The organism is Lentilactobacillus raoultii (genome assembly GCF_900411375.1).
GTDB classification, from domain to species: Bacteria; Bacillota; Bacilli; order Lactobacillales; family Lactobacillaceae; genus Lentilactobacillus; species Lentilactobacillus raoultii.
Map to the genome: position 1 here is coordinate 104,796 of NZ_LS422992.1, position 22,448 is coordinate 127,243.

At 41.8% G+C, this 22,448-nt stretch carries 24 protein-coding genes and 1 pseudogene; 24 read left to right on the forward strand and 1 reads right to left on the reverse strand.

Annotated elements, in window-relative coordinates; genetic code table 11:
• Positions 1-168 precede the first annotated feature (168 nt).
• The 24 genes and pseudogenes from ED605_RS10700 (at position 169) to ED605_RS10815 (ending at position 20,989) form a co-directional block, all read left to right on the forward strand.
• Positions 169-558 (forward strand): hypothetical protein, encoded by a 390-nt coding sequence (locus ED605_RS10700; RefSeq protein WP_121978878.1) that lies wholly within the window; start codon positions 169-171, stop codon positions 556-558.
• A gap of 395 nt (positions 559-953) precedes the next feature.
• Entirely contained in the window at positions 954-2,153 is a 1,200-nt protein-coding gene (locus ED605_RS10705; RefSeq protein WP_121978879.1) for a quaternary amine ABC transporter ATP-binding protein, read from the forward strand.
• Entirely contained in the window at positions 2,146-2,997 is an 852-nt protein-coding gene (locus ED605_RS10710) for an ABC transporter permease (RefSeq protein ID WP_121978880.1), read from the forward strand. The genes ED605_RS10705 and ED605_RS10710 overlap by 8 nt, the downstream gene beginning before the upstream one ends.
• A gap of 12 nt (positions 2,998-3,009) precedes the next feature.
• Positions 3,010-3,912: a glycine betaine ABC transporter substrate-binding protein gene (locus ED605_RS10715; RefSeq protein WP_121978881.1), complete on the forward strand. Its 903-nt coding sequence runs from the start codon at positions 3,010-3,012 to the stop codon at positions 3,910-3,912.
• A gap of 262 nt (positions 3,913-4,174) precedes the next feature.
• Positions 4,175-4,843 (forward strand): deoxyribose-phosphate aldolase, encoded by a 669-nt coding sequence (gene deoC / locus ED605_RS10720; RefSeq protein WP_121978882.1) that lies wholly within the window; start codon positions 4,175-4,177, stop codon positions 4,841-4,843.
• Positions 4,844-4,874: 31 nt separating this feature from the next.
• Entirely contained in the window at positions 4,875-6,089 is a 1,215-nt protein-coding gene (locus ED605_RS10725) for a phosphopentomutase (RefSeq protein WP_121978883.1), read from the forward strand.
• The gene (gene deoD, locus ED605_RS10730) at positions 6,086-6,802 is read left to right on the forward strand and encodes a purine-nucleoside phosphorylase (protein ID WP_121978884.1); all 717 of its coding nucleotides are present in this window, start codon (positions 6,086-6,088) and stop codon (positions 6,800-6,802) included. Before ED605_RS10725 ends, deoD begins: the two co-directional genes overlap by 4 nt.
• A 42-nt stretch (positions 6,803-6,844) precedes the next feature.
• A complete protein-coding gene (locus tag ED605_RS10735) occupies positions 6,845-7,792 on the forward strand; it encodes a sugar-binding transcriptional regulator (RefSeq protein ID WP_121978885.1) in 948 nt (315 codons plus the stop codon).
• 20 nt (positions 7,793-7,812) lie between these two features.
• Positions 7,813-9,138 (forward strand): annotated as a pseudogene (locus ED605_RS10740) (pyrimidine-nucleoside phosphorylase).
• A gap of 305 nt (positions 9,139-9,443) precedes the next feature.
• A complete protein-coding gene (gene fabZ, locus ED605_RS10745; RefSeq protein WP_121978886.1) occupies positions 9,444-9,890 on the forward strand; it encodes a 3-hydroxyacyl-ACP dehydratase FabZ in 447 nt (148 codons plus the stop codon).
• 29 nt (positions 9,891-9,919) lie between these two features.
• On the forward strand, positions 9,920-10,387 hold the full coding sequence (locus ED605_RS10750; protein ID WP_121978887.1) for a MarR family winged helix-turn-helix transcriptional regulator: 468 nt from the start codon (positions 9,920-9,922) through the stop codon (positions 10,385-10,387).
• Positions 10,384-11,367 carry a beta-ketoacyl-ACP synthase III gene (locus ED605_RS10755; protein WP_121978888.1) on the forward strand — a complete coding sequence of 328 codons (984 nt, stop codon included), beginning with the start codon at positions 10,384-10,386 and terminating at the stop codon, positions 11,365-11,367. Before ED605_RS10750 ends, ED605_RS10755 begins: the two co-directional genes overlap by 4 nt.
• A 69-nt stretch (positions 11,368-11,436) precedes the next feature.
• Positions 11,437-11,676 carry an acyl carrier protein gene (locus tag ED605_RS10760; RefSeq protein WP_121978889.1) on the forward strand — a complete coding sequence of 80 codons (240 nt, stop codon included), beginning with the start codon at positions 11,437-11,439 and terminating at the stop codon, positions 11,674-11,676.
• Between the two features lie 13 nt (positions 11,677-11,689).
• The gene (locus tag ED605_RS10765) at positions 11,690-12,607 is read left to right on the forward strand and encodes an ACP S-malonyltransferase (RefSeq protein WP_121978890.1); all 918 of its coding nucleotides are present in this window, start codon (positions 11,690-11,692) and stop codon (positions 12,605-12,607) included.
• A gap of 4 nt (positions 12,608-12,611) precedes the next feature.
• On the forward strand, positions 12,612-13,343 hold the full coding sequence (gene fabG / locus ED605_RS10770) for a 3-oxoacyl-ACP reductase FabG (protein ID WP_121978891.1): 732 nt from the start codon (positions 12,612-12,614) through the stop codon (positions 13,341-13,343).
• A gap of 19 nt (positions 13,344-13,362) precedes the next feature.
• A complete protein-coding gene (gene fabF, locus ED605_RS10775; RefSeq protein ID WP_121978892.1) occupies positions 13,363-14,592 on the forward strand; it encodes a beta-ketoacyl-ACP synthase II in 1,230 nt (409 codons plus the stop codon).
• Positions 14,593-14,596: 4 nt separating this feature from the next.
• Positions 14,597-15,091: an acetyl-CoA carboxylase biotin carboxyl carrier protein gene (gene accB / locus ED605_RS10780; RefSeq protein ID WP_121978934.1), complete on the forward strand. Its 495-nt coding sequence runs from the start codon at positions 14,597-14,599 to the stop codon at positions 15,089-15,091.
• A 5-nt stretch (positions 15,092-15,096) separates the two neighbouring features.
• Positions 15,097-15,513: a 3-hydroxyacyl-ACP dehydratase FabZ family protein gene (locus tag ED605_RS10785; protein WP_121978893.1), complete on the forward strand. Its 417-nt coding sequence runs from the start codon at positions 15,097-15,099 to the stop codon at positions 15,511-15,513.
• A 40-nt stretch (positions 15,514-15,553) separates the two neighbouring features.
• On the forward strand, positions 15,554-16,933 hold the full coding sequence (accC, locus tag ED605_RS10790; protein ID WP_121978894.1) for an acetyl-CoA carboxylase biotin carboxylase subunit: 1,380 nt from the start codon (positions 15,554-15,556) through the stop codon (positions 16,931-16,933).
• Complete coding sequence (locus tag ED605_RS10795; protein ID WP_121978895.1) at positions 16,914-17,756, forward strand: acetyl-CoA carboxylase carboxyltransferase subunit beta; 843 nt, start codon at positions 16,914-16,916, stop codon at positions 17,754-17,756. The genes accC and ED605_RS10795 overlap by 20 nt, the downstream gene beginning before the upstream one ends.
• Entirely contained in the window at positions 17,749-18,519 is a 771-nt protein-coding gene (gene accA, locus ED605_RS10800) for a carboxyltransferase subunit alpha (RefSeq protein WP_121978896.1), read from the forward strand. The genes ED605_RS10795 and accA overlap by 8 nt, the downstream gene beginning before the upstream one ends.
• 27 nt (positions 18,520-18,546) lie before the next feature.
• On the forward strand, positions 18,547-19,305 hold the full coding sequence (gene fabI / locus ED605_RS10805; protein ID WP_121978897.1) for an enoyl-ACP reductase FabI: 759 nt from the start codon (positions 18,547-18,549) through the stop codon (positions 19,303-19,305).
• Positions 19,306-19,386: 81 nt separating this feature from the next.
• The gene (locus ED605_RS10810) at positions 19,387-20,379 is read left to right on the forward strand and encodes a biotin--[acetyl-CoA-carboxylase] ligase (protein WP_121978898.1); all 993 of its coding nucleotides are present in this window, start codon (positions 19,387-19,389) and stop codon (positions 20,377-20,379) included.
• A gap of 73 nt (positions 20,380-20,452) precedes the next feature.
• Positions 20,453-20,989, forward strand: a complete 537-nt coding sequence (locus ED605_RS10815; protein WP_121978899.1) for a biotin transporter BioY — start codon at positions 20,453-20,455, stop codon at positions 20,987-20,989.
• Between the two features lie 96 nt (positions 20,990-21,085).
• Here the strand turns inward: ED605_RS10815 and ED605_RS10820 are convergent, their stop codons facing one another.
• Positions 21,086-22,441 (reverse strand): gluconate:H+ symporter, encoded by a 1,356-nt coding sequence (locus tag ED605_RS10820; RefSeq protein WP_121978900.1) that lies wholly within the window; start codon positions 22,439-22,441, stop codon positions 21,086-21,088.
• Positions 22,442-22,448 lie beyond the last annotated feature (7 nt).

Consider the following 22,448-nt stretch of genomic DNA (forward strand, 5'->3'; position numbering starts at 1 on the left):
CTAAAAAGCAACAGCGCGTGAAAGAAAAATCGCGGTGGTGAGTATTTGATATTACTTCACATTATGGTGAGTGGAATGTAGACGGCGATTCTGTTCAGGCTTGCTTCTGGTCAGTCAAAAAGACATAAATTCATAAAATGTGGCACTTGAAGAAAGGAGAAAAAGTTCATGAAGTTTATCCAATATGATTTATCGGGTGAGGTAGTCAAACAATACTCGACCGACTTTAATAAGTTGAAAGCTTACCCTCTAGGGGAAAAAGTTAGGATCACCTTGAATGATGAAACGGTATATATAGGCTTCTGGGATACTTGGTTAGGTCAGGAGACAGTCAAAGTAGTTGATATTAGTAGATATGATTTAGATGAAAACACTTCTAAATTAAGAAGTGGTAATCAACTAACTACGTTTGTACCGACTAGTGAAATCGTCAAAATTGAAGCAATTCTGTACAGTAATCCACGCTGGGGAACAAGACCGACTAATAATTTTGAATTTTCTAACCCCGTAAAAATGGATCCAGAACTAGATCAGCTCAAGAATTTGCCTAAAAAATAAGCACATAGACAAAATAATTGAGTGCTGCAATTCGATTATTTACATTTTAGCTTTAATTTAATCTGTTCTTGATTCTTTTTAATTGATTGCATATTGTTGGGAAGAAATCATGGCGATAAACGACCCAATTAAATTGATCTTAAATCCATCATAAACTTTTAGCTTTCATCAGTTTAAAAAATAAATTGTGTAAGAGTTAATCTGAATAGAAAACCCTGTTGAAGGCGCTTCTGACAAGGTCATCCATTAAGAATTGATTTGTTATTTTGAGACAATCATTTGATTGAAACTTAAATTTTTGTTATGGTAATAATCGTTATTCTTTTGTGAAAAATACGTGACACCCTGCTAGAGTGTCATTTTTTATAGCTTGAATTTTAATGAAGGAGGAGTACATGGCAGAAAAACTTAAGGTGCAAAATCTGACTAAAATATTTGGTAGAAGAATTCAGAAAGCCCAAGAACTTGTTAAAGCAGGAAAGTCTAAGGCGGAAATTCTAAACTCAGTTGGGGCAACCGTTGGTGTTAACAATGCCTCGTTCACGGTTAATGATGGTGAAATCTTCGTGATTATGGGGCTTTCCGGTAGTGGGAAGTCGACAATCATTCGAATGATTAATCGATTAATTGAGCCGACTTCCGGTAAAATTTTTATTGATGGACAAGATCTGACAAAATTGGAAAAAAAAGAATTACTTAATGTCAGACGTAAGAAAATGAGTATGGTATTTCAAAACTTTGCCTTATTTCCTAATCGGACGATTCTGGAAAATACTGCTTACGGCTTGGAAATTCAAGGGGTTGATAAGGATGTCCGACATCAAAAAGCCCATGAAGCTTTGGAATTAGTTGGCCTCCATGGCTATGATGATCAGTTCCCAACGCAACTTTCAGGAGGTATGCAACAACGGGTTGGTCTTGCCAGAGCTTTAGCCAATAACTCGGAAATCTTATTAATGGATGAGGCGTTCTCAGCTCTGGATCCGCTTAATCGAAAAGATATGCAGGATGAGTTATTGGATTTGCAAGAGAACCTTCATAAAACCATTGTCTTTATTTCCCATGACTTAAATGAAGCCCTACGAATCGGTGATCGAATTATGATTATGAAGGATGGGGAAGTTGTTCAAATTGGGACTCCCGAAGAGATCTTAACTCAACCTGCAGATGAGTACGTTGAACGGTTCATCGAAGACGTTGATCGAACCAAGGTTCTAACAGCTTCAAATGTCATGATTCGACCAAATACCGTGAACATTGACAAAGACGGTCCTCGAATTACCATGCGCCGAATGCTTGAAAATGAAATTTCATCCGTTTATGTTGTCAATAATCAGCGCAAATTCATTGGAATCGTGGATGCCAGTCATGTGATGGATTTGATTCGGAAAAAGATCACTAAATTGGATTCGGTCGTTCAGCGGGATGTGCCAACGACATCGCCAGATACACCGATTACGACAATTATGGAAGAGATCTCTGAAACCTCTATTCCGTTCGCTGTGGTTGATGATCAAAATCATTTATTGGGAATTATCATTCGTGGTGCTGTTCTAGGCGCAATTTCAGGAAATGAGGTGAATGTAGATGAGTAATTTACCACAGTTACCAGTCTCAAGCTGGATTAATCATTTTGTTAATTGGTTGGAAGGCTTTACCGGTTTCTTTAACGGGATCACTAATTTTATCGGTGGCATTATCAACGGGATTCAATGGGTTTTTGATTTGATCCCAATCTGGTTGTTTATTGTTTTGGTAGTCGGCGGGACCTATTGGCTTAACCGAAAAACCAAGCATTGGCCATTACTTATATTTGAAATACTTGGTCTACTTTACGTTTGGAATCAAAACTATTGGCGGGATATGACTCAGACATTGACACTGGTGTTGACATCAAGTTTGATTGCATTGGTAATTGGCGTCCCAATTGGTATTTGGATGGCTAAGTCAAAAGTAGTGGAGGTTATTGTCAAGCCAATTCTTGACTTTATGCAGACAATGCCAGCCTTTGTTTATTTGATTCCAGCGGTTGCCTTTTTCGGAATTGGAATGGTTCCTGGTGTAATTGCGTCGGTTATTTTTGCAATGCCACCGACTATTCGAATGACCAATTTGGGAATCCGTCAAGTGCCGGCAGATTTGATTGAAGCAGCTGATTCGTATGGCTCGACTTCTTGGCAAAAGTTAATTAAAGTTCAATTACCATTGGCTAAATCAACTTTAATGGCTGGTGTTAATCAAAGCATGATGCTATCGCTTTCCATGGTTGTGATTGCATCAATGATTGGTGCAATGGGACTAGGAAACAAGGTTTATTTTGCGGTTGGTCGAAATGATGCCGGAAGCGGATTTGCGGCCGGGCTGGCAATTGTCATCCTAGCTATAATCTTGGATCGGATTACGCAAGCCATTAATCGGAGCAAAACACCTAAGTCCTAGAAAGGAGTCAAAATGAAGAAAACAACCAATAAATTATTAATTTTTATTTCGGTCCTTTTTTCAATGATTCTTCTATCAGGCTGTTCTAGTCAAATGGCAAAATATAATCCTAAACAAAGCGTTGGTAAGCAGATTAATTACACGATTACCGGGATTGAAGCCGGTGCTGGTGAAATGGCGACCACTCAAAAAGCAATGAAAGCTTATGGGTTGGACAAAGGTAACTGGCAGCTTCAAACCAGTTCAACTGCTGCAATGCTGGCCACTTTGGGAAAATCAATTCGGTATAAGCAGCCCATTGTCATTACCGGATGGACGCCCCACTGGATGTTTACCAAGTACAAATTGAAGTTTTTAAAGGATCCCAAAAATATTTATGGGAAAACAGAAGATATTCATACCATTGTCAGAAAAGGGTTGAAAAAAGATAAACCTGAAGCTTACGAAATGCTGAATCGGTTTAATTGGAAACCTGAGCAAATGTCATCCGTTATGTTGAAAGTTAATCATGGTGAGAGCCCACGGAAGGCGGCCAATGATTGGATTAAGCAACATAAATCCCAAGTTGACTCTTGGACTAAAGGACTTAAGCACGTTCATGGTCAAAAAATAAAATTGACCTACGTAGCTTGGGATTCTGAAATTGCTTCCACTAATTTAGTTGCTAACGTATTGCGGTCAATGGGGTATAAAGTGACGATTCAAGCAATGGAGTTGCAACCAATGTGGGCCTCCATTGCAACTAAAGCAGCTGATGCCACAGTTAGTGCCTGGTTACCCAATACGCAAGGGCTTTACTATAAAGATTTTAAAGGCCGATTTGTTGATTTAGGAAAGAATTTGCATGGGGCCAAAGTTGGGTTGGCAGTGCCCACTTATATGAAAAACGTCAATACTATCTCGGATTTAAAGTAAATTTAATAAGAAACTACCTGATCGTCACTCAACTTTTTTAAAGGTATCTGATGATAGTCAGTCCAAGACCGGAACGTTAAAACGTCGCCGGCCTTTTTTATTAGTCTCTAAATTTAATCAGTTGGTAAGCTGGATGCGCACGCTGCCATTAGCGTTAAATCGAATGTTTTTGATAGGTGAAAATTATTTCATCGTCGTTCTTTACATTTGTTCACAATTCCGGTATGATAATTTTGTAAATAATGAAAGGGGTTACATCACTATGAAGACAAGCTTAACGACGGCAGAGTTAGCTAAATATCTGGACCATACTAACTTAAAGCCCAACGCAACCAAAGCAGATATTCAGACGACTTGCGAGGAAGCCATTAAATATCAAACGGCTTCAGTATGCGTGAATTCATACTGGATACCATTTGTTACAGAAGCCTTAAAGGGTAGTTCAGTTAAACCGATTACAGTAGTGGGTTTTCCGCTTGGTGCCACAAATACTGAGACCAAGGTATATGAAGCAATTACGGCAATTGATCAGGGCGCAGAAGAAATTGATATGGTGTTAAATATTGGTCAATTAATTGCTGGCAACCAAGAATATGTAACCGCTGACATATCGGCGGTTGCGGCAGCTGTTCATGCTAAAGGGAAGCTGTTGAAGGTAATTTTGGAAACGTCTTATCTGACTGATCAACAAATTGTAATGGGATGCCAATCTGCTATGGCAGCTAAGGCTGATTACGTTAAAACATCCACTGGATTCAGTGAGTCAGGCGCAAAAGTTAAGGATGTCTCACTGATGAGAAAAACAGTCGGCGATAAGCTGGGTGTCAAAGCGTCAGGTGACATCCATTCCCGAAAAGAAGCTTTAGAAATGATTGAAGCAGGGGCCAGTCGACTCGGTGTTAGTGCGACGGTTGCTATCTTGTCTGAATGAAATTGATTTTTAAGAAAGGAGAAGTTGGTTGATGGAACCAAAAGCATATCATCGAATTTTTGGGATTGTCTTAGACTCGGTTGGAACCGGCGCCGCTCCTGACGCTAATTTATTTAACGATCAGGGGGCAGATACATTAGGACACGTTGGTGAAGCCTATCAAGGAGAGTTAAAAATTCCAAATTTGCAAAGAATGGGAATTTCTAATTTACGCGAGCATGAAATTTTAGGCGTTCCAAAAGTAAATCGGCCACTTGGTTATTACGGGACAATGCAGGAAGTTTCAGCTGGTAAAGATAGTATGGATGGTCATTGGGAAATGATGGGCCTGCCGGTGACAAAGCCATTAGATACTTTCCCACATGGCTTCCCAGATGACCTAATTAAGAAAATTGAAAGCTTTTCTGGTCGAAAGGTCATTGGTAATCGGCCCGAGTCGGGGACTAAGATTATTGCCGAATTAGGTGAGCAACAAATTGAGACCGGCGATTTAATTGTTTATACTTCCGGTGATTCAGTTCTCCAAATTGCTGCTCATGAAGAAGTGATTTCGGTTAAAGAATTGTATCGAATTTGTGAGTACGTTCGTTCTTTGGTTAACGGGCCAACTTATACGATTGGACGTGTAATTGCCCGGCCATATGTCGGCCCTGATAAAGCTCATTTTGTTCGAACAGCTAATCGACATGATTTTACATTGGCGCCAATCGGCCAAACAGATTTGGATTACTTGAATGAGGCTGGCATTCAAACTATTGGAATTGGTAAAATCAATGATATTTTTTCCGGACATGGCATTTCGATTGGCTACCATAATGAAAGCAATATGGACGGAATGGACCACGTTGATGAAGTGATGAAAAAAGAATTTACTGGGTTTTGTTTTACAAATTTAGTCGATTTTGACGCTATGTACGGGCATCGACGCAATCCAATTGGTTTCGGGAAGGCTCTGATGGATTTCGATAAACGTCTGGGGACTGTTTTGAAAAGCCTTAGGGAAAATGATTTATTAATGATTACAGCTGATCATGGTAATGATCCCGGCTTTAGAGGAACCGATCATACACGCGAACGAGTCCCATTATTGGCTTACTCGCCTTCAATGAAAATGAATGGGAATCTTGGTAATCGGCAAACATTCGCCGACTTTGGTGCCACGGTTCTTGATAATTTTAATCTTAAAAATCATGCAATTGGGACGAGTTTTCTCGAAGAATTAGTTAGAACGGGGGAAGTTAAATGAGTACGCATATTGGTGCTAAGCCAAATGAGATTGCCTCAACGGTACTGATGCCGGGGGATCCGCGACGTGCGAAATATATTGCGGAAACCTATTTGGACAATCCGGTTTGCTACAGTCAGGTTCGGAATATGCTTGGTTATACCGGGACGTATCAAGGAAAGCGAATTTCGGTTCAAGGATCGGGAATGGGGATTCCTTCACTGGCAATCTACACAACTGAATTGATCAAGGAATATGGCGTCAAAACGATTTATCGGGTTGGTAGTTGTGGCGGGATGAGTCCGGATGTTAAGATTCGAGACGTCATTTTAGGAGAAGCTGGTACGACTGATTCGTCAATTATCGCGAATACCTTTGGACCGGGAATTTATTACTCACCAATTGCGGATTTTGGTTTATTGGATGCCGCTTATCATACGGCTGAGGATATGGGAATCAAGACAAAGGTTGGCAACATTTTTGCAGCGGATCGATTTTACAATGATGAATTAGATCTTAAAAAATTAACGGATTATGGCGTTTTGGCTACCGAAATGGAAACGGCCGGGCTTTATCTCTTGGCAGCCAAATACCATATTCGGGCATTAACCATCTTAACGGTTAGTGATCATTTGTTAACTGGCGAGGCACTTTCAGCGCAAGATCGAGAAACATCTTTTGATGAAATGGCCAAATTATCACTAACGACTGCTGTTAACAATATGGTCGATTAACAATCTGAACCAAAAAATAACAGTAAGGAGTTATGAAGATAGATGGTTGCACACCACGATTTGGAGAAGCTAAAACAAGGCGTCAAAATTGCTGCAATGTACTATGAAGATGATTTGAGCCAAACTGAAATTGCCAAGTCTCTTGGCATTTCACGACCGACGGTTTCACGAATGCTACAATATGCCAAGGAAACCGGCATTGTCAAAATTCAAATTGCGGATCCCTTGATGAGTGCAGAAATTTTAAGAACGCAGCTTCATCAAAAATATCAAATCGATATTCAAGTGGTGCCGACTCAAACGGGCGGATCAGGGACGATTCTCGAGCAAGTCGGGCAATTTGCAGCCGACTTTCTAGTCAAACTGGTTCAGCCAGGCGATGTTATTGGTTTAGGCTGGGGAGAAACCATTCATGCAGTGACACAACATGTTGAACAGCAGGCGACCGCCGGTGTTCGAGTTGTTGAACTCAAAGGAAGTGTTAGTGACTCTCAGGAAAAAACTTGGGCGTATGAAAGTATCAATGAACTAGCGGTGGCCTACCGAACAACGCCAGCCTATTTGCCACTGCCGGTCATTTTTGATAACCGATTGACTAAGCAAATGGTTGAACGGGACCGTTATATTAAACGAATTTTGACACTTGGTAGGAAAGCTGACATTGCACTATTTACGGTTGGGACGGTTCAAAACAATGCATTACTTTTTCGACTTGGCTATTTTAGCAATCAAGAAAAGCAGCAGTTGCAACGGGAAGCCGTTGGCGATTTGTTGTCACGATTTATCGATCGTCAAGGCAAAATTGTTGATCCGGAAATTGATGATCGAACAATTGGGCTTAAGTTGACAGAGCTAAACGAGAAACGACACGCGATTTTAGTTGCAGCGGGGGATAAGAAGCTCGAAAGTGTTTATGCTGTTTTAAAAGCCGGCTACGTGAACCATGTCATTGTTGATCAGGGACTTGCGAAGCGATTGGCAGAAATGTAAACCAGTAAGGGGGATTTAGAATGCGAATGGTGGACGTGATTCATCACAAGCGATTGGGTAAGAGACTTTCGGATCAAGAAATTCAGTTTTTTGTGGATGGCGTTGTTTCAGGGAGCCTTCCTGATTATCAAATCAGTGCACTACTAATGGCAATTTATTTTCAAGGGATGACAGAAGAAGAACAATCATCCCTTACTATGAAAATGATGGCTTCCGGCGATCATCTTGACCTAAGTGATATTCCCGGCATTAAGGTTGATAAGCATTCAACTGGCGGCGTTGGCGATAAGTTTAGTATTCCGCTGGCGGCGGTTGTGGCAGCTATGGGAATTCCGATTCCAATGATTTCCGGTCGGGGACTTGGCCACACTGGTGGTACGCTTGATAAACTAGAATCAATTCCGGGGTACCGGGTTGAATTGTCTGAGCAACAATTCATTTCACAGGTAAAGCGGGATAAGTGTGCGATTATCGGTGCGACCGGAAACATTGCACCAGCGGACAAGAAAATTTATGCATTGCGAGATGTGACGGATACGGTTGATAGTATTCCGCTGATTGCCAGTTCAATTATGAGCAAAAAAATTGCTTCTGGAACCGATGCGTTGATCATTGATGTCAAAACCGGGGCAGGGGCTTTTATGAAGACCCTGTCTGAATCCCGAGCATTGGCTGAAGCGTTGGTTGGGATTGGTAAAGGTGTTGGCATGCAGTGCATGGCAATGATCACCGATATGAATCAACCACTGGGTAATGCGGTTGGAAATGCCTTGGAAATTAAAGAATCAATTGAAGTTTTAAAGGGAAATGGGCCAACCGATTTAGAGCAGCTCATCGTTGTGCTTGGCGGTTATATGGCCATAATGGGTGGTAAGGTCAAAACGATTGAAGCGGGACAAAAATTAGTGCAATCAGTTATTCATGACGGACGTGGCTTAGCCAGCTTTAGAAAAATGATTTAAGATCAGGGTGGTGATTCACGAGTTATTGATTATCCTGATCGAATACTACCGCAAGCTGCTTACCAAATTAATCTACCGGCACCTAAATCGGGGGTCGTTTCAAAGATTTCAGCAGATGAGGTTGGCGTTGCCAGCATGCTACTGGGTGGTGGTCGACAAGCAGCGGATGACCAATTGGATTATGCGGTTGGGATTCATCTGCATAAAAAGATTGGTGATCAGGTGACAAAGGGTGAGCCCCTGTTAACTATTTTTAGTAATCAAACCGATATCACGGAAGTTAAACAATTACTTTCAAATAGTATTGAAATTGCTGATGCTACCAAAAAACCGACACTAGTTTATGAAACAATTGGCGCTGCTGATTTAACTGCAACTGATTAACAATTGATTTGACAGATTAAAAGATTGATCGGATTTTGAAAGAAACCGGTCAATCTTTTTTGGATGCAGTTTTCTCATTAAATTTTTATTTTTAGATAATTTTTAATGTGAACCCTTTATTTTCGGGATTTATTTAGGTAAAATTAGTATATTTATAATGCCGTTAACCAAAATAGTTTGATTCTCAAACTATTTTAGTATATAGTGTGTTCTGTCCAGGAAATGGATACCTGTGGGGTTACCGTGTTTCGACTTTGTTGATAATGGTAATGACCACCAGTTTAACAACTGAAAGGAAGAAACCAATGAGTGTACTAGATGCATCTGAAATTATGGAGTTGATTCCCAATCGTTATCCGATTCTGTTTATGGATAAAGTTGATGAATTAAATCCTGGTGAATCAATTATTTGTACTAAGAACGTCACGATTAACGAGGAATTTTTCCAAGGACATTTTCCAGGGAACCCTGTGATGCCGGGAGTTCTAATCATTGAATCGCTTGCCCAGGCAGCTTCAATTTTAATTTTAAAGACTGAAAAGTATAAAGGCAAGACAGCTTACCTCGGTTCAATTGATAACGCCAAGTTTCGAAAAGTTGTCCGTCCGGGCGATGTTTTGAAACTACACGTTGAAATGGAAAAGCAACGCGATAATATGGGCAAAGTGAAGTGCGAAGCCAAAGTTGACGAAAAGGTTGCCTGCTCAACAACGTTAACGTTTATCGTACCGGATCCAAAAAAGAAAATTTAAGTGGGTCACAGAACTAGGAGAATTAACCAATGAATGCCACAAGTGATGAAATTAAAGCGGATTATAACTTTATTAGTGACGCCCTGGTTGACATTTATGATCAAATCATGCGAATTGAAGAGAGCGAAATTAGAAAGAGTCGTTTTAAGGACATTACTGCGAAAGAACTTCATTTGGTTCACACAATCGGGTTACATGACCGCAAAACGACTTCCGAAGTGGCTCGGATCCTTAGATTGAGTAAGGGTACCTTAACTGCTAATTTAAATAACCTGGAACGCAAGGGATACATTACCCGAATCACCAATCAACGTGATCGACGGATTATTAATTTAGCTTTAACCAGCAAGGGACGATTACTATATCGGGCACACTATGCATTCCATCGAAAATTGGTGGAGCAATGCTTGAAGGGATTTGACGGTCCTGCAATCAAGAAAATGAAACAAGCGTTAATTAATGTCGAGGATTTTATTGGTGAGGTTTCAGCAAAATGAAATTTGAAAATTTCAAGATTTTAGCAACAGCCAGTCAGGTACCTAAAAAGGTTGTTAATAATGATGAACTTGCGACGATGATGGACACATCAGATAAGTGGATCACGCAGCGGACTGGTATTAAGCGTCGCCATATTGCAGTGGAAGAAACGACCAGTTCCTTGTGTACCGCTGTTGCTAAACAACTTTTGAAAAAAAGCGGTGTTTTAGCAACTGAAATCGATTTAATTATGGTAGCGACAATGTCACCAGATTACTTAACGCCTTCGGTAAGCGCGATGATTCAAGGCAATCTAGGTGCCACAAACGCCGTCGCAATGGACATTGATGCGGCGTGTTCAGGCTTTGTCTATGGCCTGAAAGCAGCTAAGCAGTTGTTGATGGCTGAAACACCTAAAAAGGCCATTTTAATTGGGGGTGAAACCTTAAGTAAATTGGTCGATTGGCATGATCGTTCGACGGCTGTCTTATTTGGCGATGGTGCTGGTGGTGTCCTACTCGAGAATGCCTCCAAATCAGCCGGTTCATTTATTTCCGAAAATTTAAAAACTTTTGGTGAGCTTGGGCATCACTTAACAGCTGGGCAAACTGGCGTCCCAACGCCCTTTATGACTCAGTCAGCCAAATTTTCACCGTTCTTCCAGATGAACGGGCGGCGGGTTTATCGATTTGCGGTTAACAAGGTTCCAGAATCGATTAACCAGGCACTTAACCAAGCTTCCCTCAAGGCTGATGAAATTGACCATTTTGTCCTTCATCAAGCCAATCGTCGAATTATTGAGAAAATTGCTGAAACATTGGGTGTCCCCATGGAAAAGTTTCCGATTAATATTGATGAGTATGGGAATACCGCAGCAGCCAGCGAACCGATTTTACTGGATGAATTGGTGCGGACTGGTTCCATTCAAAGGGGGGATGTCGTTTTGCTGTCAGGTTTTGGCGGCGGACTAACAGTTGGGACAATGATTTTGAAATTTTAACACATACACAGACTATTAATGAACTTGAGTAAACTCAATCAAACAAAAACAATTCGGAGGAATTTAAAAATGACAAAAGAAGAAGTATTTAACAAAGTTAAGGATATTATCGTAGATCAGTTGGACGTTGACGCAGACAAAATCAAAGAAGACACCAACTTCAAAAATGATCTTGATTTGGACAGCTTGGACATTTTCGAAGTTGTTGACAAGATTGAAGATACTTATGACATCGAAATTGAAACGGACGATGGAATGGAAACTGTCGACGATTTGGTGAACTACGTGTTGAAGCAAAAAGCTGAATAAGTGGGTTGATATTTTGAAACTAAGTTATTTATTTAGCGGGCAAGGAAAACAGTTTGCGGAAATGGGCCAAGATCTTTACCGTCAAGAGCCGCTTTATCGGCACACCATTGATGAAGCATCAGAAATTCTTGGACTACAGCTCAGTGATCCAGCGGTGATGGATGCGCCGGAAAATACGCAAGTCGCCATTGTCGCAATGAGTACCGGAATCTACCGGATTCTTGAAGCCGAAATCGGGGCTCCTGTTGGCGCTGCTGGATTAAGTCTTGGTGAATACAGTGCCTTAATTGCTGCTCGCGGCATTCAATTTGAAGCTGCTTTGCCGTTGGTTCGTGATCGAAGCCGTTATATGGCTCAAGCCGGTCAACATCACCCGGGTAAGATGGCAGCAGTTTTAAAGGCTAATCCTGATGTGGTCGAAGAAGCTTGTCGGGTAGGCTCTCAAGCTGGTGATATCTATCCGGCTAATTATAATACAACCTCACAGATTGTGATCGGTGGTTCAGAAGACGGTCTGGCTGCTGCAACGGATTACTTACATGAACATGGGATTAAACGTGTGGTGCCGCTAAAAATGAGTGTTGCCTCGCACACGCCGTTTATGCAGGAAGCTAGTGAGTTATTAGCTGATCGAATCAAAAAAGTGGCTTTTCATGACTTAAAATTTCCGGTAATTAGTAATACCACAAAGCAACCGTTCAAGTTAGAAGAAATTAAGCAAACACTGACTGAGCAGTTAGTTAAGCCGACACACTTTGTCGATTGCCTTCAGCTACTCCACAAAATGGACAGTCAGGCAATGATCGAAATTGGCCCTGGTGATACATTAATGAAGTTTGCTGCTAAAACCATTCCCAATGTGACGACCTATCATATCGACAGTGTTGAAACGCTGAATAACGTCAGAGCAAATGTAAAGTTGGTGAAATGAAATAATGAGTGAAGCAAAACAAGTAGCGTTGGTAACTGGTGCCGGTAAAGGGATCGGTTTGGCCATTGCTAAACGATTGTTAAATGATGGTTTCTTTGTGGTTCTCAATACACATCACGAGTTGTCAGAATCTGCTAAGAGACAATTGTTGGCATATCAGGACCGATACGATAGTTTAACGGGTGATGTTTCAAATGAAGATGATGCCAAAGCAATGGTCAACACAGTTGTTGAGAAACAGGGCCAACTTGATGTTTTGGTGAACAATGCCGGCATTACGAAAGATAAATTGTTAAGTCGCTTAAGTTTGGCTGATTTTGAAGCTGTGATTCAAACGAATTTGGTTGGGGCTTTTAACATGACTAAATTTGCGATGAAAGTGATGCAGAAAGCCCGCCAAGGTGCAATTGTGAATATCTCCAGTATTTCTGGCTTGCACGGGAATCTTGGACAGGCAAATTATTCAGCAAGTAAGGCCGGGCTGGTCGGATTAACCAAAACGGCGGCTCGCGAAGGTGCACTGAGACATATTCGGTGTAACGCGGTTGCCCCCGGGATGATTCGAACTGATATGACTGAAAAAATGAGTGAACGACGTCAAAAAGAATTTGCTGACCAAATTCCGTTGAAACGTTTCGGTGAGGCGGAAGAAGTGGCTGAGACTGTGGCCTTTTTAATCGATAATCAGTATATAACCGGACAGGTCATCACAGTAGACGGCGGGCTCACAATTTAAGTATTGAAGGAGTAATTTCATGAACAGAGTAGTTATCACTGGAATGGGTGCTGTGACACCGATTGGAAACGATGTTAAAAGTTTCCTTCAGAATTTATTTGATTCAAAAGTCGGGATTAACAAAATCACTAAGTTTGATTCAGAACCTACTGGGATTTCGGTTGCCGGTGAAGTTAAGAATTTTGAGCCATTAAATCGACTTGATAAAAAAGCAGCTAAGCGAAATGATCTTTTTGTTAATTACGCTCTTTACAGTGCTCACGAAGCAATGGAAATGGCTGGCTTGAATGATCAAAATATTAAGCCGGAAGAATTGGGTGTTATTTATGGCTCCGGAATTGGTGGCCTGACGACCATTGAGCAACAGGTCATCAAGATGCACGATAAAGGGCCAAAGCGGGTCTCACCACTTTTTGTCCCAAATTCAATTGTCAATATGGCGGCCGGCGACATTTCAATTACTTTTAATGCTCGAAATACCAGTCAGGCAATTGTGACTGCTTGTTCAACCGGGACCAACGCTATTGGAAATGCCTTTGAGTACATTAAAGATGGTAAAGCCGAGGCGATGATTGCAGGGGGTTCCGAAGCTTCAGTTAATGAAATTGGCATTTCGGGTTTTGCGGCCATTACTGCGCTTTCGAAAACAGCTGATCCAAACCGGGCTTCCATTCCATTTGACAAGGATCGTAATGGGTTTGTAATGGGTGAAGGTGCCGGAACGCTGATCTTGGAAAGCTATGACCATGCTAAAAAGCGTGGTGCGAACATTTTGGCCGAAATTGTCGGCTATGGGACTACCAGTGATGCCTATCATATGACAGCCCCGGATCCGGATGGCAATGGCGCCAAGCGGGCAATGCAAATGGCCATTGACGAAGCCGGCATTAAAGCTTCTCAAGTTGATTACATTAATGCTCATGGAACTAGTACCCATGCCAACGATAGTGCTGAAGCCAAAGCAATTAGTGAAGTCTTTTCTGATAATGATCACGTAAAAGTAAGCAGTACCAAAGGAATGACTGGTCATGCACTTGGCGCTGCCGGAGCGATTGAAGCAGTGGCAACAATTGGCGCTATTCGTCATAACCAAATGCCGGTTAACGTTGGGGTTGTTAACCAAGACGAAGAATGCACGGTTAACTTGGTCAATGAAACCAATAAGAAAGCACCTGTCAATTATGCAATTAGTAACTCGTTTGGTTTTGGGGGCCACAATGCCGTGATTGCATTTAAGGGATGTGAGTAAATTAATGGATGAGAAAGAAATTGAACGGTTATTAGATAAATTTGATAAATCAACGTTGAAAAATTTTGAGTTAACTCAAGATGATTTTAAATTATCATTAAGCAAGCGTGACCAAGCGGATCAAGTGATTGCCCAGCCTCGGGTAACTGAACCGGTTGTGGATCAAAGCGTCCAAAAGGAGTCAAGCAACACCGCTCAATCGGCAACTCGATCTGCTGATGACTCGAAGCAGTCTGATAAACCAGAAGCAAATGATCAGGTTGCTGAAATTACGGCACCACTGGTTGGCGTGGTTTACTTTGCACCTAATCCAGATAAGCCGCCGTTTAAGAAACAGGGAGACAAGGTTAAAAAAGGAGACGTCGTTTGTGTCATTGAAGCCATGAAAATGATCAATGAGGTTAAAAGCGAAGTTTCAGGAACAATTTCAAATGTTTTGGTCAAAGATGGTAGCATGGTTGAATATGGACAACCGATTTTTCAAGTAACGAAGGGGTAAATTGAATGAAGCCAGAAGTAAACGATCTAATTCCTCAAAGATATCCCTTTCAAATGATTGATCGGTTTCTCGATGTAGAAGCAGGGAAGACGGCAACTGCGGTTAAGTTGATTTCGATCAACGAATGGTTTTTTGCAAACCAGAAAGCGGGTCAACTAAGGGTTCCTCGGCCGATCATGATTGAAGCAATGGCACAAACCGGCGTTGCTGCTATCTTGACACTACCGGTATATCACGGTAAAAATGTCTTCTTTGGTGGCATTAAAAACGCTGAATTTAAAGATGACTTTTTTCCGGGAGATCGATTGATTTTTAAGGTGGAAATGAAAAAATTGCGGGCTAATATTGGTCTGGGTCACGGCTCGATTACCCGCGACGGCCAAGTGATCTGTGAAGCCGACTTAATATTTGCAGTGGAATAGTTAATGGTTAAAGTCAATTGGGATAATGAGAGGTGAGCATATGTTTAAGAAAGTTTTAGTGGCAAATCGTGGGGAAATTGCCGTGCAGATTATCAGAGCGCTTCATGATATGGACATTGAAGCTGTAGCGGTTTATTCAAGCGCTGATAAAGACAGTTTATTTGTTCACCTGGCAGATGAGGCAATTTGTATTGGCGGTCCTCAACCGAATGACTCTTATTTAAATATGACTCAGATCGTCAGTGCAGCCACCTTAACCGGATGTGAAGCCATTCATCCCGGATATGGGTTTCTTTCTGAAAATGCAGAATTTGCTGAGTTATGTGAGACGTGTCATATTAAATTTATCGGGCCAAGTCATCAACTGATTTCCTTGATGGGTGATAAAGCTAACGCCAGAAAGGCAATGAAATCGGCTGGTGTGCCTGTCATTCCTGGAAGTCAGGGTGACGTGACATCAGTCGATCAAGCACAAAAAATCGCCAAAGAAATTGGTTTTCCGGTCCTGCTGAAATCTGCTGCTGGTGGCGGTGGTAAGGGCATTCGTGAAGTTGACCGGCCAGAAGACCTGCCCGATGCTTTTCAACAGGCCCAACAGGAAGCCCAAGCTTCATTTAATGATGACAGTATGTATGTCGAAAAATTAATTCGCCATGCTAAACACGTCGAGATGCAGGTTGTTGCGGATAATTTTGGCAACGTTGTCTATTTACCGGAACGGGATTGTTCACTGCAGCGAAATCATCAAAAAGTGATCGAAGAAAGTCCATGTGTTTTAATTTCACCGACTGAGCGCCAGAAATTAGGTGAAATTGTGGCAAATGCGACACTAAAGCTTGGCTATACGAATACTGGGACCTATGAATTTTTGATGGATGAAGCGCATCATTTTTACTTTATGGAAATGAATACGCGATTGCAGGTTGAACACACTATCACTGAAGAAGTCACGGGCATTGAGTTGGTTAAGGCCCAGTTAGCGGTTGCCAGTGGGCAGAAGTTGCCATTTACTCAGGCAGATGCGGCTGTGAAAGGGCATGCTTTGGAGTGCCGGTTGAATGCTGAAGATCCTGAACATCATTTTGCTCCTCAACCCGGGAAAATTAGGCATCTCTTTTTCCCAGACGGTTCCTTAGGTGTTCGAATTGATTCTGGCGTGACAAATGGGAGCTTTATTTCACCGTTTTATGATTCAATGATTGCCAAGCTGATTGTTCATTTAAATGATCGTGAGATGGTTATTGCAAAAATGAAGCGGGTTCTAGGCGAGCTGGAAATTACCGGTGTGACTACTAACCAGTCCTTTTTGTATGAATTGGTCAATACCAATAGATTTAAACAAGGGACGTACGGCACCGACTTTATTGAAGACGATGTTCTAGCCAATAGGAGGGGATTAAATGCTGCAAAGTCGGTTTAAAATGCCCAGTCGCGATGAATTGAAAAAACGCATGGACAACATCCCTGATAATATTATGAAGGAATGTCCAGTTTGTCATACAACTTTTTTTTCAATGCGTGCTGGAAAGCAGCGGACATGTCCAAATTGTGGCTTTGGCTTTCGAATTACGGCTAAGCGTCGAGCTAAGATTACGTTTGATTCTTTTAAAGAGATCGATGCGGGTATCACAGTTCCAAAACAATATACAGATGAGAAGTATCGGGCGAAAGTTGCTAAAGCTAAAAAAGTAACTGGCATTAAAGAGAGTGTTTTGACTGGCATCGGAACTTTGGCTGAAATGAAAGTGGCGGCTGGCATCATGGATCCATTCTTTGTGATGGGAAGTCTGGGAAGTGCCACTGGCGAAAAAATTACTCGATTGTTCGAAAAAGCAACGGCTGAAAAACTACCGATGGTCATGTTTACTGCCTCCGGAGGTGCCAGAATGCAGGAGGGAATTCATTCTTTGATGCAGATGGCTAAGGTTTCTCAAGCCGTTGAAGCTCATAATAAAGCCGGTTTGTTGTACATCGTTGTTCTTTGTGATCCGACAACTGGTGGGGTAACAGCGAGTTTTGCTATGCAAGGTGACATCATTTTGGCAGAGTCACATGCATTGGTAGGATTTGCCGGTCGTCGAGTGATTGAACAAACCATTATGAAGCAACCGCCAAAAGACTTTCAACGCGCAGAGACCGTTTTGGAGCACGGCTTTGTGGATGCCATTGTCCAACGAAGTGATTTAAAGCAAGTCTTGACCAACTTGCTTTCCTTGCATAAAAAGGAGGTCGCAAATGGTTAAGAAAACAGCTTATGAGCGTGTTCAGGCAGCCCGAAGCACTCAAAAAATTTCAACTGATGAACTAATTAACGGGCTAGTGACCGATTTTTTTGAATTGCATGGTGATCGTTCAGATGGCGATGATCAGGCAATTATTGGTGGGATTGGGCTGCTAAAGGATCAACCGATCACGGTAGTTGGCATTCGTAAGGGAGCGGATACCGAGGAAAATGTGAAACGCCATTTTGGTAGTCCGGAACCGGAAGGCTATCGAAAGGCGTTACGGTTGATGAAGCAAGCGGAAAAGTTTCAAAGACCGATTCTGACATTGGTTAATACGCCGGGGGCTTGGCCGGATGTTGAGGCAGAGTATCACGGTGTTGGTTCAGCAATTGCGCAATGTTTACAGGTTGGGATGCAGCTCAAAGTTCCGTACATCAGCATTATTGTCGGTGAAGGCGGTAGTGGTGGCGCAATTGCGCTGGCATGCGGTGATAAAGTCTTTATGTTTGAAGACAGCATCTATTCAGTCTTGTCACCTGAGGGGTATGCAAGCATTATGTGGAAAGACTCCTCAAAGGTTGCTCAGGCGGCTGAAGAGCTCAAATTAACACCAGAGTTATTATTAAAAAGTGGTATTATTGATCAAATTATTCATGAATATCGCCCTGGTGATAATTTAAAACCTTTAAGGAGTTTTCTTTATAATCAGTTTAATGAATTAAAAAATTTGCCGATTGATGAATTACTCCGTCAACGTCAGGAACGATATCGGAAGTTTTAACGAAAATTTAATTTGGAGGCCGAAGAAATGAGTGGCTTTTTAGATGGAAAAACGATTGTCATTATGGGGGTCGCAAATAAACGAAGTATTGCTTGGGGATGTACCCAAGCAATTCTGAAGCAGGGTGCACAGATCGTGTTGACTTATCAAAACGACCGTATTAAGAAGAGCTTGGAACGATTTGTACCTGAAAATGCTGATTTGGTTGAATGTGATGTTTCAGATGATGAAAACATTAAACAGGCATTCGAAAAGATTGGTGAAAAATATCATCAAATTGATGGTGTCATTCATGCCATTGCGTATGCTGATAAAGAAACTTTGACCTCGGGATTGGTGAATACGTCTCGAGACGGTTATGATTTGGCCCAAAACATTAGTGCGTACTCACTTATCGCAGTCAGTCGATACGCCCAACCAATTTTAAGTAATCCAGGAAGTATTTTGACGTTGACCTACTTTGGCTCAACTCGCGCAATTCCTAATTACAATATGATGGGTGTCGCTAAAGCTGCTTTGGAGTCAAGCGTTCGTTACTTAGCTTCGGATTTAGGTGAAAAAGGAATCCGGGTCAATGCCATTTCGGCTGGTGCCGTTAAGACATTGGCTGTTACGGGAATTAAGCATCATAGTGAATTACTTAAGGAATCCGAGTCACGAACTGTTGATCAAAAGAGTGTGACAACTTCTGAAATTGGAAACGTCGCTGCCTTTTTGATGAGTGACTTATCGACTGGTATGACAGGTGACATTGTGTACGTTGATAAAGGCGTTCATTTAATTTAAAAGTTATGAGCGTCATCAGTAAATGTTGCTTTAGCTTAGCATAATGGCTTATTTTAACGGGTTAGCGAGGTAATCAAGATAATGGCAGATCATCAATCGAAAATTTTACATGAGCTGTTGTCTTCCAACAGTCGTTATGTCTCTGGAAATGAACTGGCAAAACGATTAAAAATTAGTCGACCGGCTGTTTACAATAATATTTTGAAATTGGAACGTCATGGGCATCGGATCATCAGTAAAAAAGGCTTGGGATATCAATACCAGTGTTCAAAATGTTTTGATGCCCAAGTGATTGACCATTATCGAATGACAACCTTTCCCGTTGACATTCACGATTTTAGAAAATTAACTTCAACTAATGATTATGCTAAAGCGTATAGCAGCCACTTTAGCGCTGATCGTCCCCAAGTCTTTGTGACGGATACTCAAACTAATGGCCGGGGACGCCTTAATCGATCGTTTTATTCGCCCGCTAAAACCGGTATCTATATGAGTATCTTAATTCCTTTACAAAATCGAAAAACCATTCATTCAGGCTTGATTACGACAGGGACAGCGGTTTGTGTGGTTCGAACGCTCAAACAATTTTTCCCAAAAGTTGAGTTTCGCGTGAAATGGGTTAACGATATTTTGGCGCATCATAAAAAATGCGGTGGCATTTTAACAGAAACCATTTCCAGTTTGGAAGATGGGGTTTATGAAAATGTCATTGTCGGAATTGGGCTAAACATCAATTCTCAAGGATTTCCAACCGATATTCAACAAAAAGCCGGGTCAATTGTGGCTCAGAATAATATTGACCTGAATCAGATTGTGGCAGCCATTATTGATAACTTTTTTTACATGTATCAAACTTATCGAACCGGAAGTTTTCTACCGGAGTACTCGGCACTTTCTGAGACACTCGGTCAAAAGATAGAAGTTGTGATGGGCAATCAAACCGTGATCGGCACGGCACTAAAGTTTAACGATGAAGGAGCACTGGTGATTCGGAAAAAGACCGGTGAAACAATGACCATTTCGAGTGGCGAAGTTAAAAAGGTCTTTCTACCCGAAAGTCCTTATCATGGGTGATCCTTTGTTGTCAAGTATTGGTTAACAATTATTCAGAAAAAGTTAACGAATAAATTAAAATGGAGATGTTGCTGTGAAAATTCGAGAAATAACCCAAGTTGCACTCGTAACGGCGATGATCATTGTTTTGGGATTAATGCCACCGATCCCATTAGGCTTTATTCCGGTACCAATCGTCCTTCAAAATCTGGGAATTATGTTGGCTGCAGTCGTACTAGGGCCAAAACGTGGCACGCTCGCAGTCGGCTTATTTCTCCTGTTAGCGTTAATTGGGTTTCCGGTACTTAGTGGTGGCCAGGCTGGCCCAGCTGTTTTTGTAGGCCCAACAGGAGGCTATCTGATCGGGTGGTTGCTAACACCAGCGCTGGTTAATAGTTTTCTGACAATCAGCTTCATGAGACATCCTTGGGGAAGAATGGTTGGTGGCTGGCTTGGGGCGGTTCTGATTGTGGATGTGATCGGCTCGATCTGGTTGGCCATCAGTGCCAATACGCCAATGCTGACTGCCTTAGCTTCAAATCTTGTCTTTCTTCCTGGTGATACGTTAAAGATTGTACTTGCTTGTTTGATCGCTGAACGGGTACGGGTTCCTAAGGCCAAACATATTTAAAATAATGACTTTTGTAAACACTCGGATTAAAAAAGAGGTTGATCGACTTTTATCGACCAGCCTCTTTAATTATAAAATGATGTTTTCTAAAATAAATTATTGGAAAAATAGATTTAATACCATGACCAGCACAATTCCGACAACGGAAATAACGGATTCCAAAACGGTCCAAGTTTCCAGTGTTTGCTTGATGGTCAAATCGAAATATTCTCTGAACATCCAGAAGCCGGCATCGTTAACGTGAGAAGCGGCTAGTGAACCGGCACCGATGGCGAGGACCATTAAAGCCGGGTCAACGCCTGACTGAGCCATCAATGGGGCAACAATGCCTGCTGCGGTAAGCGAAGCGACCGTAGCTGAACCAAGTGCAATTCGTAAAACAACAGCGATTAGCCAGCCAAGAATCAAAGGTGAGATTGAGGACCCTAAGAAAATCTTGGCAACTTCTTTTCCAACGCCACCATCAATTAAAACTTGTTTAAAGGCGCCGCCACCACCGATAACCAGAAGTAGCATCGCAATTGACTTAACAGCATTTTCAAGCGATTCCATGATTTGAGCAGTCGTCCGTTTACGTGCCCATCCCATTGTCCACATTGCAAAGAATAGTGAAATTAACATTGCAATACTTGGAGAACCGATAAATTCAATGATTGAATCCAAAGTTGATGGGTGTTTAGGATCAACACCACCATTTACCGTCATTTTGTAAATAGTAGCAATGGCTAGTAGAATAACTGGGAACAAAGCAGTCAGCACTGAAAGACCAAATGAAGGAGATTCTTCCGGGCTAAACTGTTTAACTTCACCAATTGAAGAAAGGTTTCCCTTTCTGTTGAAAGCATCCGGTGCGAATTTTTGAGCTAGTTTTGAAAAAAACGGACCAGCGATGTAAGCGGCAATGATGGCAATGATAAAGCCGAATAACAGCACACGGCCATCGTTGGCGCCCAATACTTGGGCAATGGCAACTGGTGCCGGGTGTGGTGGCAGAAAGCCATGAGTAACCGATAGAGCGGCCGCCATTGGAATTCCTAAATAAAGAATTGGCACGCCGGCTTCAACGGCAATCGCAAAGACAATTGGGACCAGCAAGACCATGCCGACTTCAAAGAACAGTGCAATTCCAAGAATAAACGAAGCAATCATAACGGCAATTTGCAGCCGCTGTTTACCAAATCGCTTAATCAAGGTATTGGCAATCATGTAGGCACCACCGGAGTCAGAAACTAACCGACCCAGCATCGCACCAAAGCCAAAGACCATGGATAGCTCGCCTAGTTGACTACCAATTCCGTTCGTAATCGAATCGGTAATTTTGCCAAGTGGCATTCCCAGCATGACTGCAGTAACAGCAGCAGTTAATACCAGGGAAACAAAGGTATTAATTTTAAACTTAATGATTAAAACCAGTAGGATGATAATACCGATTAAAAGTGCAATTAGTTGCATGTCATCG

Coding starts and splice junctions, on each gene's coding strand:
- ED605_RS10715 (WP_121978881.1), top strand. CDS start 3,010: ATGAAGAAAACAACCAATAAATTATTAATTTTTATTTCGGTCCTTTTT.
- accC (WP_121978894.1), top strand. CDS start 15,554: ATGTTTAAGAAAGTTTTAGTGGCAAATCGTGGGGAAATTGCCGTGCAG.
- ED605_RS10700 (WP_121978878.1), top strand. CDS start 169: ATGAAGTTTATCCAATATGATTTATCGGGTGAGGTAGTCAAACAATAC.
- ED605_RS10820 (WP_121978900.1), bottom strand. CDS start 22,441: ATGCAACTAATTGCACTTTTAATCGGTATTATCATCCTACTGGTTTTA.
- accB (WP_121978934.1), top strand. CDS start 14,597: ATGGATGAGAAAGAAATTGAACGGTTATTAGATAAATTTGATAAATCA.
- ED605_RS10755 (WP_121978888.1), top strand. CDS start 10,384: ATGAAATTTGAAAATTTCAAGATTTTAGCAACAGCCAGTCAGGTACCT.
- ED605_RS10810 (WP_121978898.1), top strand. CDS start 19,387: ATGGCAGATCATCAATCGAAAATTTTACATGAGCTGTTGTCTTCCAAC.
- ED605_RS10725 (WP_121978883.1), top strand. CDS start 4,875: ATGGAACCAAAAGCATATCATCGAATTTTTGGGATTGTCTTAGACTCG.
- fabI (WP_121978897.1), top strand. CDS start 18,547: ATGAGTGGCTTTTTAGATGGAAAAACGATTGTCATTATGGGGGTCGCA.
- fabZ (WP_121978886.1), top strand. CDS start 9,444: ATGAGTGTACTAGATGCATCTGAAATTATGGAGTTGATTCCCAATCGT.
- ED605_RS10750 (WP_121978887.1), top strand. CDS start 9,920: ATGAATGCCACAAGTGATGAAATTAAAGCGGATTATAACTTTATTAGT.
- fabF (WP_121978892.1), top strand. CDS start 13,363: ATGAACAGAGTAGTTATCACTGGAATGGGTGCTGTGACACCGATTGGA.
- ED605_RS10735 (WP_121978885.1), top strand. CDS start 6,845: ATGGTTGCACACCACGATTTGGAGAAGCTAAAACAAGGCGTCAAAATT.
- accA (WP_121978896.1), top strand. CDS start 17,749: ATGGTTAAGAAAACAGCTTATGAGCGTGTTCAGGCAGCCCGAAGCACT.
- ED605_RS10760 (WP_121978889.1), top strand. CDS start 11,437: ATGACAAAAGAAGAAGTATTTAACAAAGTTAAGGATATTATCGTAGAT.
- ED605_RS10710 (WP_121978880.1), top strand. CDS start 2,146: ATGAGTAATTTACCACAGTTACCAGTCTCAAGCTGGATTAATCATTTT.
- deoC (WP_121978882.1), top strand. CDS start 4,175: ATGAAGACAAGCTTAACGACGGCAGAGTTAGCTAAATATCTGGACCAT.
- ED605_RS10795 (WP_121978895.1), top strand. CDS start 16,914: ATGCTGCAAAGTCGGTTTAAAATGCCCAGTCGCGATGAATTGAAAAAA.
- fabG (WP_121978891.1), top strand. CDS start 12,612: ATGAGTGAAGCAAAACAAGTAGCGTTGGTAACTGGTGCCGGTAAAGGG.
- ED605_RS10705 (WP_121978879.1), top strand. CDS start 954: ATGGCAGAAAAACTTAAGGTGCAAAATCTGACTAAAATATTTGGTAGA.
- deoD (WP_121978884.1), top strand. CDS start 6,086: ATGAGTACGCATATTGGTGCTAAGCCAAATGAGATTGCCTCAACGGTA.
- ED605_RS10785 (WP_121978893.1), top strand. CDS start 15,097: ATGAAGCCAGAAGTAAACGATCTAATTCCTCAAAGATATCCCTTTCAA.